The following is a 12,755-nucleotide window of genomic DNA, read 5'->3' as shown; positions in this document are numbered from 1 at the left end:
TAGTTCTGAAGCAACGAACAGTTGCTGGTTTGAGCAGAACCACTTAATTGAAAAGTGTGCTTGTTCGCTCGAAACCGATAGGGTTTCGGTGGTCATAGCGTTAGGGAAACGCCCGGTTACATTTCGAACCCGGAAGCTAAGCCTTTCAGCGCCGATGGTACTGCATGGGGGACCGTGTGGGAGAGTAGGACGCCGCCGAACAATATTTCAAGGACCCTTGGTCCCAGCGTTCACGCTGGGACCAAGGGTCCTTTTTTGTATTTCTGCCGAAGCGCGCCGGTCGTCCGGTTGCGCGAGAATGACTGCGGTACCCGAAGACAGGAGTCACGTCGATGCCCACCAACTACCCCGACGATCGTTCGGGTGGCGACCGCGGCGGTTCCCGCCGCGACGACCGACCGGCGTACCGGCGTGACGACCGCGGCGACGACCGGCGCGGCGGCCCCCGCCGTGACGACCGTGGCGGGCGTCCGGCCGGCGGTGGCTTCGGCCGTCGCGACGACCGCCCCTCTTTCCGCCGTGACGACGACCGCGGTGGTTCCCGCGGTGGCCGCGACGACCGTCGTGACGACCGCGGCCCGCGCCGTGACGACGACCGTGGTGGACGTCCGGCCGGCGGTGGCTTCGGCCGCCGTGACGACCGCCCGTCCTTCCGTCGCGATGACGACCGCGGCCCGCGCCGTGACGACCGTGGCCCCCGTCGCGATGACGACCGCGGTGGCTTCCGCGGTGGCCGCGACGAGCGCCGTGACGACCGCCCCTCTTTCCGTCGTGACGACCGCGCCCCGCGCCGTGACGACGACCGTCGCGACGACCGCCCGTCCTTCCGCCGTGACGACGACCGCGGCCCGCGCCGCGACGACCGCGGTGGCTACGACCGTCCCCGCGGCGGTTTCCGTGGCGGCCGCGACGAGCGCCCGTCCTTCCCCCGTGACGACCGCGCCCCGCGCCGTGACGACGACCGTGGTGGCTTCCGTCGCGACGAGCGTCCGTCCTTCCGCCGTGACGACGACCGTGGCCCCCGCCGCGACGACCGCGGCCCCCGCCGTGACGACGACCGTGGCGGCTTCCGCCGTGACGACCGTCCGTCCTTCCGTCGCGATGAGCGTCGTGACGACCGCGGCCCGCGCCGCGATGACGACCGTGGCGGCTTCCGTGGCGGCCGCGACGAGCGCCGTGACGAGCGCCCGTCCTTCCGTCGTGACGAGCGTCGCGACGACCGCGGCCCCCGTCGCGATGACGACCGCGGTGGTTTCCGCCGTGACGACCGTCGTGACGACCGCGGCCCGCGCCGTGACGAGCGTCCATCCTTCCGCCGCGACGACGACCGCGGTCCCCGTCGTGACGACGAGCGCGGCGGTTTCCGCCGCGATGAGCGTCCGTCCTTCCGCCGCGATGAGCGTCGTGACGACCGCGGCCCGCGCCGCGACGACGACCGCGGCCCGCGCCGCTCGTTCCGTGACGACCGGCAGGGTGGCGGCGGCTACCGCGGTGGCCGTGACGACCGTTCCGGTGGTTACCGCGGCGGCCGTGACGAGCGTGACCGGGACCGTGGCGACCGCGAGCCGGTGAAGCGCCTGCCGATCCCGGACGACGTCACCGGTGACGAGATCGACGCGGACGTGCGGCAGGAGCTCATGAGCCTGCCGAAGGGCCTCGCCGAGGAGGTCGCCCGCAACCTCGTCATGGTCGCCAACCTGCTGGACGAGGACCCGGAGCAGGCCTACGCCTACTCGCGGATCGCGCTGCGTCTCGCCTCGCGCGTCGCCGCGGTGCGCGAGGCCGCCGGCTTCGCCTCGTACGCGACGGCCAAGTACTCCGAGGCGCTCGCCGAGTTCCGCGCCGCCCGCCGGATGACCGGCTCCGTCGAGCTGTGGCCCGTGATGGCCGACTGCGAGCGCGGCATGGGCCGCCCCGAGCGCGCGCTGGCCATGGCCGGCGAGCCCGAGGTCAACAAGCTCGACAAGGCCGGCCAGGTCGAGATGCGCCTGGTCGCCGCCGGTGCCCGCAAGGACATGGGCCAGGCCGAGGCCGCCGTCGTGACGCTGCAGAGCCCGGAGCTCGCCTCCAGCTCGGTCCAGCCGTGGACCGCGCGCCTGCGCTACGCGTACGCCGACGCGCTGCTGGAGGTCGGCCGCGAGAGCGAGGCCCGCGAGTGGTTTGCCAAGGCCCTCGAAGCGGACCAGGGCGGCCAGACGGACGCCTCCGACCGCCTTGCCGAGCTGGACGGCGTGGAGTTCACGGACGCCCTGGCGGAGTCCGAGGGTGACGAGGTCGCCTCCGGCGAGGAGTCCGGTGCCTCCGAGGCGTCCGAGGCGTCCGCGGAGGAGCCCGTCGAGCCCCAGCAGACTGCCGAGGCCGAGAAGCCCGTTCAGGCCGAGGAGTCCGCTGACTCCGGCAAGGCCGGCGACGACAACCGCTGACCCGTAGGGCAGCGATGAGGCAGTGACCAGGCAGTGACGAAGAGGCCGGCACCCCGATCCCGGGGTGCCGGCCTCTTCGTTCGGTCGGGGCGGTTCAGTTCAGGGCCAGGCTCCGCAGCACCAGGCCCGTCGCCGGCTTGGGACCGAACGACGTGGACTTGCGGGGCATGGTCACACCCTGTTCGGCCAGCTCCCGGACGACGTCCTCCTTGACCGGGTGCATCAGCACCGCCGTGCCGCCGTGCCGCTCGGCCTGCTTGACGGCCGCGGCCGTCTCGTGGATGTAGCTGATGTTCTCGGGGTTGTCCGGCACCTTCCAGACGTGCTCCAGCAGCACCGAGTGCAGGACCGTCGCGTCCAGCGTGCGCCAGGCCTCCGGGCGGTCGGCGGGAACCACGCGGGCCAGCAGGTCCGGGTCCGGGCGGTCGAGGAGATGGAAGCGGCCGTCGCCCGCCAGGACGAAGGCGTTCCCGGCTCCTCCGGACGCCCCGGATGCCGCAGACGCTTCGGACGCCTCCGTCAGCGCGTCGAGCGCCTCCGGCAGCGGGCCGTCGATCGTCCGCACCCGGAAGGAGCCCTCCAGGGCCGCCAGGGCTTCAGCGACCGGGAGCCGGTGCAGCAGGCGGTGGATGGCCCGTACGCGCAGCGGGTAGCGGGCGGTGTCGACGAGGAGGACGAGGCCGAAGTCCCAGGGGCCGGGGGCCGGCTGCTCGGCGCGCAGGCGCAGGTAGGTGGCCCAGCGGTGGTGGCCGTCGGCGATGAGCGCGTGCTGCTGGGAGAGGTCCTTGCCGATCGCTTCGAGGTCGTGCGGGTCGGTGATGGACCACAGGCGGTGGGCGTAGCCGTCGTCGGTGGTCGTGGACAGCAGCGGCTCGGTGCCGGTGACGCGGTCGATGACGGCCGCGGCGCCGGTCGTGCTGCCGTTGCCGCGGTAGGAGAAGAGCAGCGGTTCGAGGTTGGCGCCCGTCCCGCGCATGAGGGCCGCGCGGTCCTCGACGATGTGCGGCATGACGTCCTCGTGCGGGAGGACGACGCCCTCCTCGCGGGGGCTGAGGCGGAGGGCGCCGATGAGGCCGCGCTGCAGTATGCCGCCGCCGCGCTGCTCGTACACGTAGAGGGCGGGCTCGGGGTCGGCGGCGAGGACGTGCTCCTCCTGCCAGCGGCGCAGGGTGTCCGCGGCCAGCCGGTGCCGGTCCGCGGCGCTCGCCGCCTGGGGGAGGATCAGCCTGACGATGTTGTGCGGATCGGCGGTCTCCAGGTGACGCAACCCGTCGGGCCGTACGACGACGTCGTACGGTGGCGAGGTGACGGCGGCGAGGCTGCCGACCCGCTCCGGGACATAACGCAGCCCACGGAAGGGGGCGAGCTGGAGTCCTTGCCCTGCTTTCCCTGCTCGGCCTGGAGTGCTCATTGGGAAATGTTATGTCTCACGGCCCTGTGAGCAATGATCGTGGAAGAGACGTACAGCACAAGGAGCGAGTACAGCATGAATCAGACCGCCCGTACGCGGCCCGACGGCAGCGAGCGTGCCCTCAGCGAGGCCTACGACACGGCGCTGCTCGACCTCGACGGCGTGGTGTACGCGGGCGGGGAGGCCATCGCGTACGCCGTCGAGTCGCTCGGGACGGCCCGCGAGGGCGGGATGCACCTCGCCTACGTGACGAACAACGCCGCGCGGACGCCGGAGACGGTCGCCGGACACCTGACCGAGCTGGGTGTGCCCGCCGAGGCGTCCGACGTGATCACTTCCGCCCAGGCCGTGGCGCGGCTGATCTCCGAGCAGCTGCCCGCTGGGTCCCGGGTGCTGGTGATCGGCGCCGAGGGACTCCGGGTGGCCCTGCGCGAGCGCGGGCTGGTGCCCGTGGAGTCGGCCGACGACGACCCGGCGGCCGTGGTCCAGGGCTACGGCGGGCCGGACATGCCGTGGTCGCGGCTGATGGAGGCGTCGTACGCGGTGGCGCGGGGCCTGCCGTGGTTCGCGTCCAACACGGACCTGACGATTCCGAGCGGGCGCGGTATCGCGCCGGGCAACGGTGCGGCCGTGCAGGTCGTACGGATAGCCACGGGCGCGACGCCGCAGGTGGCCGGCAAGCCGCTGCCGCCGATGCACCGCGAGACGGTGCTGCGGACCGGCGCGGAGCGGCCGCTGGTGGTCGGCGACCGGCTCGACACGGACATCGAGGGCGCGCACGTGGGCGGGGTGGACTCGCTGCTGGTGCTGACCGGCGTGACGACGGCCGCGCAGCTGGTCGCGGCGCGGCCGGAGCACCGGCCCACGTATGTGGCCGAGGATCTGCGGGGGTTGCTGGTTCCTCAGCCGGAGGTTGCGGCCGTCTCGGACGGTGGGTTCCGGTGCGGAGGGTGGACCGCTTCCGTCGACGGTGATGCGCTTGCCCTGGCGGGCGGCGGGGAGGCCGTGGACGGGCTCCGGGCGCTTTGTGCTGCCGCGTGGACGGCTGCGGGGGACGGGGTTTGTGAGCTGGATTCGGGCAAGGCGGTGGCCCGGCTGGGGCTGTGACCGTGGCTGGGGCGGGTCGGGGGTTCTTCCCCTGACCCGCCCCTTCTCGTAACCGGGGGCAAGCCCCCGGACCCCCGTATCGCGCTGAACGCGCTCGTCCTCAAACGCCGGACGGGCTTGGTCGGTACCGGGACGAGCTGAGTCGTTGCCGGGACAGGCCTGCCCTTGGTCGTCAGGCCAGCTCCGCCAGCAGGTCCTCCTCCGTGGCTCCCCGGCGCCAGTAGCCCGTGAACGTCACGGTGCGGCGGTCGATGCCGCGGTCGTTGACCAGGTGGCGGCGGAGGCCGCGGACCGTGCCGGATTCGCCGGCGAGCCATGCGTAGGGCGTGCCGTCGGGGAGGTCGGCCGCGCGGACGGCGCTCAGGACGGGCTCCGCCGCACCCCGCACCAGCCAGGTGATCTCCGCGGCGGCGTCGGTGGGCAGGTCCTGGACGTCCTCCGGGTGGGGGACCTCTATCCAGATCTTGGCCGGGGTGCCCGCCGGCAGCCAGGAGAGGATGCCGGCGACGGCGGGCAGCGCCGTCTCGTCGGCGGTGATCAGGACCCAGTCGGTGCCGGCGGGCGGCTGGAAGTCGACGCCGCCGTTGTCCTCGACGACGGGGGCGAGGACGGTGACGCGGTCGCCGGGGCGCGCGGCCTGGGCCCAGTTCGTGGCCGGGCCGCCGTGTCCGTCGGCGTCGCCGTGCACGGCGAAGTCGACGTCCATCTCGTCCGGATCCTGTCGCAGGTCCCGCACGGTGTAGGTGCGCATGAAGGCCCGTACGGCCGGGTCCTGGGCGCGCCATTCGGTGAACCAGGTCTCGTCGAGGTTCGCGGGCAGGACCGGGCGGTCCTGGCCGGCCTGCGGCAGGAACAGCTTGAAGCGCTGGTCGCGGCCGCCGGTGACGATGTCGCGGAGCTCCTCGCCGCCGAAGGTGACCCGCATCATGGCGGGGCTGATCCGCTCGGTGCGGAGCACCTCCAGGTCGAAGAAGCGGTACGGGAGGGTGGTGCCGGCCATGCGGGTGTTTCCCTTTCGCTCGGGTGCGCCTGTCAGGCGACTGGGTTGGGCCTGCCGGGCGGCGGTCAGGCGACCTTCTCGGCCTTCCGGACGGCCTCGGCGAGGGCCTCGACGAGGGGTGCGCACCCGGCGTGGGAGTAGCGCGGCTCGCTGAGCCAGGGGCTGATCTGGCCGGCCTTGACGGCGGGCAGTCCGGCCCAGGTGGGCTTGTCGGCGAGGTCCTTGGGCTGGAGGGCGGCGGTGCGGTTGTCGAGGAGGATCAGGTCGGCGGGGTACTTGCCGGCGTTCTCCCAGCTGAGGCTCTCGAAGAAGCCGCCGGTGACCTTGCCGGGGACGACGAAGTCGACGCCGAGGGACTTGAAGTAGGCGAGGTCGGCGTAGACGCCGGGGTCGGAGACGTAGAGCAGGTCGGCGGAGCCGGAGGCGGCGAGGACCTTGAGGCCCTTGTTGTCCCGGGCGGCCTTGCGGAGCGTCTCGGAGGCCTTCTCGAAGCGGTCCTTGGCGTCGGTGACCTCCTTCGCCTTGAGGTCGGCGCCGAGGGAGTCGGCGAGTGCGGCGTAGCGTCCGATGACCTGGGTCAGGGAGACCTTGGTGACGTTGATGCCGATGGCGGGGGCGAAGCCGAGGATCTTCTTCCTGCTCTCCTCGGGGACGTACCAGAGCTCGGTGCCCTGGATCATGTTGGTGACGAGCAGTTCGGGGGAGAGGGCTGCGTACTTCTCGACGCTGAACTCGCCCCAGGCGTTGCCGAGGATGGTCACCTTGCCGATGTCGAGGTCGCCGGCCTGGGGGTCGGGCTCGCCTCCCTTGCGGATGGTCGGGCCGAAGACGCCGACGCACTCGACGCCGAAGTCGTGCAGGGCCGCGGCGGTGCCGGTGAAGGCGACGACCTTCTTCGGGGTGCGATCGGCCCGGGCGGTCTCGCCGCGGTCGTCCCGGAAACTCCACGGGCCCGAAGCGGAATCTGAGTCCCCGTCCGAGGAGCCCTTCGAGCCGCCCCCGCAGGCCGTCACGAGGGCACCTGCGCCGAGGGCGCCGCCCGCGGCCAGCAGACCGCGGCGGGACATGAAGGAGCTGGTGGAGGTGCGGGGGGTGCTCATGGTGGTGCGCTTCTCTCAAGAATGAGGCAAGAACGAGGGGAGTTAAGGGTAGGCTAACCTAAGGGTCGTGTTGGTTGACAGTCCCCCCGAGCCCCCGGCGGACACCGGTCCGCAGCCGCCGCGGATACCCCCGGCAAGCCGTAAGCGGAATGCTGCGCGGGCGGCCGGGCTGCTCGCGGCGACCGGTCTGCTGCTGCTCGTCGCCGTCGGGAGCATCGCCGTCGGCGCCAAGCCGCTGCCGCTGGACCAGGTCTGGCACGGCCTGTTCGACGACGCGCACGGCGAGGCCGGCGTCATCGTGCGCGAGGTGCGGCTGCCCCGTACGCTGCTCGGCCTGCTCGCCGGCGTCGCCCTCGGGCTCGCCGGCGCCGTGATGCAGGCCCTCACCCGCAACCCGCTCGCCGAACCCGGCATCCTCGGCGTCAACGCGGGCGCCGCGGCGGCCGTCGTATCCGCCATCACCTTCCTCGGCGTCAGCTCGGCAGGCGGCTACGTGTGGTTCGCCCTCGCCGGTGCGGCCGTCGTCTCCGTCGTGGTCCACGTCCTCGGCGGCAGCCGCGGCGCCACGCCCGTACGGCTCGCCCTGGCCGGCACCGCCGCGACGTACGCGCTCTACGGCTACGTCAACTCCGTCCAGCTGATGGACTCCGCCGCGCTCGACCGGATGCGCTTCTGGACCGTCGGCTCCCTCGCCTCCGCCACCGCGGACGTTATCCGGCAGGTCCTGCCCTTCATCGCCGCCGGCGTGCTGCTGGCCCTCGCCCTCGCCCGGCCCCTGAACGCCATGGCGCTCGGCGACGACAGCGCCCGCGCGCTCGGCACCCGGCCCGCCCGCACCCGCGTCCTCGCGATGGCCGCCGTCACCCTGCTGTGCGGCGCCGCGACCGCCGCCTGCGGGCCCATCGTCTTCATCGGCCTGATCGTCCCGCACCTCGTGCGCGCCCTCACCGGCCCCGACCAGCGCTGGATCCTGCCGTACGCGGCCGTCCTGTCGCCTGTGCTGCTGCTCGGCGCGGACATCGCCGGGCGGGTCGTCGCCCGGCCCGGGGAGCTCCAGGCCGGCATCGTCACCGCCGTCGTCGGCGGGCCCGTCTTCATCCACCTCGTACGGCGCCGGAGGGTGGCCCAGCAGTGAGCTCGCCCGCACGAACGACACCGACGGCACCGACGGCACCGACCACATCGGCGACGCGGACGCTGCGCACGGCGCGCACGATGCGGACCATCCGCACCGGCGGCGGGCTCTCCCTGCGCGTCGACGCCCGCGCCGGCCTCGTCGTCCTGCTGCTCCTGGCCGTCGCGGCGGCCGCCTCCGTGGCCCTCATCGCCACCGGCGACTTCCCCATGTCACCCGCCGACGTCCTGCGGACGCTCGCCGGCGGCGGCACCCCCGCACAGGACATCGTCGTCCACGACCTGCGCCTGCCCCGCGTCCTGGTGGGCCTGCTCGCGGGCGCCGCTCTCGGGTCGGCGGGCGCGGTCTTCCAGTCCGTCTCCCGCAACCCGCTGGGCAGCCCGGACGTGATCGGCTTCGGCCAGGGATCCGCGGCCGGTGCGCTCGTCGTCATCGTCCTCTTCCACGGCGACCCCTTCGCCGTGGCGGCCGGCGCCGTCGCCGGCGGCATCGGCACCGGCCTCGCGGTCTACCTGCTGGCCTGGAAGAAGGGCATCAACGGCTACCGCCTCGTGCTCGTCGGCATCGGCGCCGCCGCCGTCCTCACCGGCCTGCGCGACTACCTGATGACCAAGGCGGACCTCGTCGACGCCACCCGCTCCATGATCTGGATGGTCGGCTCGCTCAACGGCCGCGACTGGGCACAGGTGTGGCCGCTGCTGTGCGCGGTCGCCGTGCTCCTGCCGGCCGTCCTCGGGCACGGGCGGGCCCTGCGCATGCTGGAGATGGGCGACGACGCCGCCCACGCCCTCGGAGTGCGCGCCGAGCGCACCCGGCTCGTGGTGATGGCCTGCGCCGTGCTGCTCACCGCCGCCGCGACGGCCGCCGCCGGGCCCGTAGGGTTCGTGGCCCTCGCCGCGCCGCAGCTCGCGCGCCGGCTGACCCGCGCCCCCGGCCCCAACCTGCTCGCCTCCGCGGTCATGGGCGCCACCCTGCTCGTCGGTGCCGACTGGGCCTCGCAGCGGCTCTTCGGCGCCGGCAAGCTGCCCGTCGGCGCGCTGACCGGGATGCTCGGTGGCTGCTATCTGCTGTGGCTGCTGTTCACGGAGCGCAAGGCAGGCCGGGTGTGAGCAGCGAACGCACAGCGGTCCGGGTGTGAGCAGCGCATCCCGTACGGCCTTCAGACCTTCAGCACGACGGAGACGACCCCTCACCAAGGAGACAGCACCATGAGCCGACTGACGGCCGAATCCGTCACGCTCGCCTACGACCAGCGGGTCATCGCCCAGAACCTCTCGGTCGCCATCCCCGACCGGTCGTTCACCGTCATCGTCGGCCCCAACGCCTGCGGCAAGTCGACCCTGCTGCGCGCCCTGGCCCGGATGCTCAAGCCCGCCGCCGGATCCGTCCTGCTCGACGGCGCCGCCATCGGCTCCTACCCGGCCAAGCAGGTCGCCCGCACGCTCGGGCTGCTCCCGCAGTCCTCCATCGCGCCCGACGGCATCACCGTCGGCGACCTCGTCGCCCGCGGCCGCTACCCCCACCAGGGTTTGCTGCGCCAGTGGTCGCGCGAGGACGAGCGGATCGTCACCGAGTCCATGGCCGCCACCGGCGTCGACGCCCTCGCCGAGCGGCACGTCGACGAGCTCTCCGGCGGCCAGCGCCAGCGGGTCTGGATCGCCATGGCCCTCGCCCAGCAGACCCCGCTGCTCCTGCTGGACGAGCCCACCACGTACCTCGACATCCAGCACCAGATCGAGGTGCTCGACCTGTGCGCCCAGCTCCACGAGGAGCAGGGCCGCACGCTCGTCGCCGTCCTCCACGACCTCAACCACGCCGCGCGCTACGCCACCCACCTGATCGCCATGCACGACGGCAGCGTCGTCGCCGAGGGCGCGCCGGGGGACATCGTCACCGCCGAGCTCGTGGAGCAGGTCTTCGGGCTGCGCTGCCAGGTCATCGACGACCCGGAGACGGGGACGCCGCTGGTGGTGCCGGCGGCACGCCGGTCCAGGGCGGCCGCCGCGCTGCGGAAGTGAGCGCGGCCGCGGCGGCGGCCGGAGCCGTGGCTACAGCAGGGACCGCAGCCGCAGGACGTCGCGCAGGCTCGCCTGGACCCTGACCCGGCCGGCGGCCCACGCCTTCGCGAAGTTCAGCCGGCCGTCCACCAGGGCCACCAGGTCGTCGCCCGCCGTCGTCAGCGCGATCTCCGCCCGCCGCTCGGGCGTGCCCTGCTGCGTCTCGACGTCCTGGATGTGCCCGCCCACGAGGTGGCCGGTGAAGGTCACGTCGAGATCGGTGATGTGGCAGCTGAGCGAGCGGTCGGGCGTGGCCGCGTCGCGGAGCTCGCCCTTCGCCCCCGCGAGGTTCTCCGCCAGTCTGTCGAGTGCGGCGCGGCACTCCTCGATCGTCGCCATCACCAGGGACGGTACCGCAGCAGGCCGCGTACGCCGCAGAGGCGCCGTTCCGGGGTAGCGTCGGAGCCATGAGCGATGCGATGACTCCTGCGGACCGGGAGGCTCCTGGGGCCCCGGAGGCGCTTGCGGACCTGGAGGCTCTTGCGGGTCCGGAGACGGCCGGGGCCGGCGGGACGGGCGGGCCCGGCCCGCTGCCGCTCGGCGTCGTGCGCACCCCGACCGGCGACCCCGCCGTCGACGCGCAGCTCGTCCGGCTGGCGGACGCCGACCACCTCGCCGCGAGCGGCCACCTGGAGGTGTACGAGGATGTACACCGGGGCCTGCGGGAGGCGCTGAGCGCGCTCGACCGGAGCCCCGGCCCGTCCGGGGCACCCGCGGCCCCGGGCGCCCCCGCTTCGTACGACACCAGGAGCTGAACCACCCGTGGCAGTGACCCGCCCGCGACGCAGCCGACTCGACGCCGAGCTCGTGCGCCGTAAACTCGCCCGCTCCCGCGAGCACGCGAGCCAGCTCATCGCGGCGGGCCGGGTGACCGTCGGCGGCGCCGTCGCGACCAAGGCGGCGACCCAGGTCGAGATCAGCGCCGCGGTCGTCGTCACCCAGGACGAGAACGACCCCGACTACGTCTCCCGCGGCGGCCACAAGCTCGCCGGCGCCCTCGCCGCCTTCGTCCCGCGCGGGCTGAAGGTCGAGGGCCGCCGCGCCCTCGACGCCGGGGCGTCCACCGGCGGCTTCACCGACGTCCTGCTGCGCGCCGGCGCCGCGCACGTCGTCGCCGTCGACGTCGGCTACGGGCAGCTCGCCTGGTCGCTGCAGAGCGACGAGCGGGTCACCGTGAAGGACCGCACGAACGTCCGCGAGCTGACGCCGGAGCAGATCGACGACGTCCCGGTCGACCTCGTCGTCGGCGACCTGTCGTTCATCCCGCTCGGGCTCGTCCTGCCCGCGCTGGTGCGCTGCGCCGCACCCGACGCCGACCTGGTGCTCATGGTCAAGCCGCAGTTCGAGGTCGGCAAGGAGCGGCTCGGCAGCGGCGGGGTCGTGCGCAGCACCCAGCTGCGGGCCGACGCGGTGCGCGCGGTCGCGGCCCGCGCCGCCGAGCTGGGGCTGGGCGTGCTCGGCGTGACCGCGAGCCCGCTGCCGGGGCCCTCGGGCAACGTCGAGTACTTTCTGTGGCTGCGCGCCGGAGCGCCCGAACTGGACCCGGCGGACGTTGACCGTGCAGTGGCGGAGGGGCCGCGTTGACGACTTCAGAAGCAGCATCAGAGGCAGCAGCACCGGCAGGGGCACAGGCAGCAACGGCGGCACAGGGGGGCTGCGGGATGGACGACGGAGGGAAGCGCACCGTCTTCCTGCTCGCGCACACGGGCCGCCCGGCGGCCATCCGCAGCGCCGAACTCGTCGTCCAGGGGCTGCTGCGCTGCGGCATCGGCGTGCGGGTCCTCGCCGAGGAGGCGGCCGACCTGCCGCTGCCGTCCGCGGTCGAGCTGGTCGAGGCCGGCCCCGACTGCTCGGAAGTCCTGGAGGGCTGCGAGCTCCTCGTCGTCCTCGGCGGCGACGGCACGCTGCTGCGCGGCGCGGAGTTCGCGCGGCGCTCCGGCGTGCCGATGCTGGGCGTGAACCTCGGCCGGGTCGGCTTCCTCGCCGAGGCCGAGCGGGACGACCTGGACAAGGTCGTGGACCGGGTGGTGACGCGGGAGTACGAGGTCGAGGAGCGGATGACGCTCGACGTCCTCGTGCGCACCGACGGGCACGTGGTGCACACCGACTGGGCGCTGAACGAGGCGTCCGTGGAGAAGGCCGCGCGCGAGCGGCTGCTGGAGGTCGTCACCGAGGTCGACGGGCGCCCGGTGTCGCGCTTCGGCGGCGACGGCGTCGTGTGCGCGACGCCCACCGGGTCGACGGCCTACGCGTTCTCGGCGGGCGGCCCGGTGGTGTGGCCGGAGGTGGAGGCGCTGCTGATGGTGCCGATCAGCGCCCACGCGCTGTTCGCCAAGCCGCTGGTCACCGCCCCGGACTCGGTCCTCGCGGTGGAGGTCCAGCCGCAGACCCCGAACGGGGTCCTGTGGTGCGACGGCCGGCGGACGGTGGAGCTGCCCGCGGGGGCGCGGGTGGAGGTGCGGCGGGGGGCGGTGCCGGTGCGCCTGGCGCGGCTGCACCACGCGTCCTTCACGGACCGCCTG

The 12,755-nt window shown here is 73.6% G+C and carries 13 protein-coding genes and 1 rRNA gene; 10 read left to right on the top strand and 4 right to left on the bottom strand.

From position 1 onward, the window contains the following. The first annotated feature begins 84 nt into the window (after positions 1–84). The 3 genes from rrf (at position 85) to V7793_RS23500 (ending at position 2,423) form a co-directional block, all read left to right on the top strand. Positions 85–201, top strand: a 5S ribosomal RNA gene (gene rrf / locus V7793_RS23510). A gap of 162 nt (positions 202–363) precedes the next feature. Next, the gene (locus V7793_RS23505) at positions 364–1,572 is read left to right on the top strand and encodes a hypothetical protein (RefSeq protein WP_336009571.1); all 1,209 of its coding nucleotides are present in this window, start codon (positions 364–366) and stop codon (positions 1,570–1,572) included. Between the two features lie 50 nt (positions 1,573–1,622). Further along, a complete protein-coding gene (locus tag V7793_RS23500; RefSeq protein ID WP_336009575.1) occupies positions 1,623–2,423 on the top strand; it encodes a hypothetical protein in 801 nt (266 codons plus the stop codon). 94 nt (positions 2,424–2,517) lie between these two features. Here V7793_RS23500 and V7793_RS23495 read toward each other — a convergent pair whose 3' ends face one another. Further along, entirely contained in the window at positions 2,518–3,834 is a 1,317-nt protein-coding gene (locus V7793_RS23495; RefSeq protein ID WP_336009569.1) for a DUF1015 domain-containing protein, read from the bottom strand. Positions 3,835–3,909: 75 nt separating this feature from the next. Here V7793_RS23495 and V7793_RS23490 point away from each other — a divergent pair, with 75 nt between their 5' ends. Next, entirely contained in the window at positions 3,910–4,941 is a 1,032-nt protein-coding gene (locus V7793_RS23490; RefSeq protein ID WP_336009567.1) for an HAD-IIA family hydrolase, read from the top strand. Between the two features lie 172 nt (positions 4,942–5,113). Here V7793_RS23490 and V7793_RS23485 read toward each other — a convergent pair whose 3' ends face one another. Then, entirely contained in the window at positions 5,114–5,941 is an 828-nt protein-coding gene (locus V7793_RS23485) for a siderophore-interacting protein (protein ID WP_336009565.1), read from the bottom strand. A gap of 65 nt (positions 5,942–6,006) precedes the next feature. Continuing rightward, entirely contained in the window at positions 6,007–7,041 is a 1,035-nt protein-coding gene (locus V7793_RS23480) for an ABC transporter substrate-binding protein (protein ID WP_336009563.1), read from the bottom strand. Positions 7,042–7,111: 70 nt separating this feature from the next. Between V7793_RS23480 and V7793_RS23475 the strand changes: the two genes are divergently transcribed. The 3 genes from V7793_RS23475 to V7793_RS23465 all read left to right on the top strand — a co-directional run bounded on the left by V7793_RS23475 (position 7,112) and on the right by V7793_RS23465 (position 10,194). After that, on the top strand, positions 7,112–8,176 hold the full coding sequence (locus tag V7793_RS23475) for a FecCD family ABC transporter permease (protein ID WP_443057971.1): 1,065 nt from the start codon (positions 7,112–7,114) through the stop codon (positions 8,174–8,176). An 80-nt stretch (positions 8,177–8,256) separates the two neighbouring features. Next, positions 8,257–9,285, top strand: coding sequence for a FecCD family ABC transporter permease (locus tag V7793_RS23470; RefSeq protein WP_336009561.1), 1,029 nt, complete (start codon positions 8,257–8,259; stop codon positions 9,283–9,285). Positions 9,286–9,384: 99 nt separating this feature from the next. Next, entirely contained in the window at positions 9,385–10,194 is an 810-nt protein-coding gene (locus tag V7793_RS23465; protein ID WP_336009559.1) for an ABC transporter ATP-binding protein, read from the top strand. 30 nt (positions 10,195–10,224) lie between these two features. Here the strand turns inward: V7793_RS23465 and V7793_RS23460 are convergent, their stop codons facing one another. After that, positions 10,225–10,572 carry a sterol-binding protein gene (locus tag V7793_RS23460; RefSeq protein ID WP_168095712.1) on the bottom strand — a complete coding sequence of 116 codons (348 nt, stop codon included), beginning with the start codon at positions 10,570–10,572 and terminating at the stop codon, positions 10,225–10,227. Positions 10,573–10,640: 68 nt separating this feature from the next. Between V7793_RS23460 and V7793_RS23455 the strand changes: the two genes are divergently transcribed. From V7793_RS23455 to V7793_RS23445, 3 genes are all read left to right on the top strand, one after another. Beyond that, positions 10,641–10,988, top strand: a complete 348-nt coding sequence (locus V7793_RS23455; protein ID WP_336009557.1) for a hypothetical protein — start codon at positions 10,641–10,643, stop codon at positions 10,986–10,988. Between the two features lie 13 nt (positions 10,989–11,001). Beyond that, complete coding sequence (locus V7793_RS23450) at positions 11,002–11,817, top strand: TlyA family RNA methyltransferase (RefSeq protein ID WP_336009572.1); 816 nt, start codon at positions 11,002–11,004, stop codon at positions 11,815–11,817. Positions 11,818–11,894: 77 nt separating this feature from the next. Then, on the top strand, positions 11,895–12,755 hold an 861-nt coding region (locus V7793_RS23445), incomplete at its 3' end, for an NAD kinase (protein ID WP_336009555.1).

Source organism: Streptomyces sp. KLMMK (genome assembly GCF_036961605.1).
Classification (GTDB): Bacteria; Actinomycetota; Actinomycetes; order Streptomycetales; family Streptomycetaceae; genus Streptomyces; species Streptomyces telluris.
The sequence above is the reverse complement of the archived record's forward strand: the minus strand, read 5'-3'. Positions and strand labels throughout refer to the sequence as shown.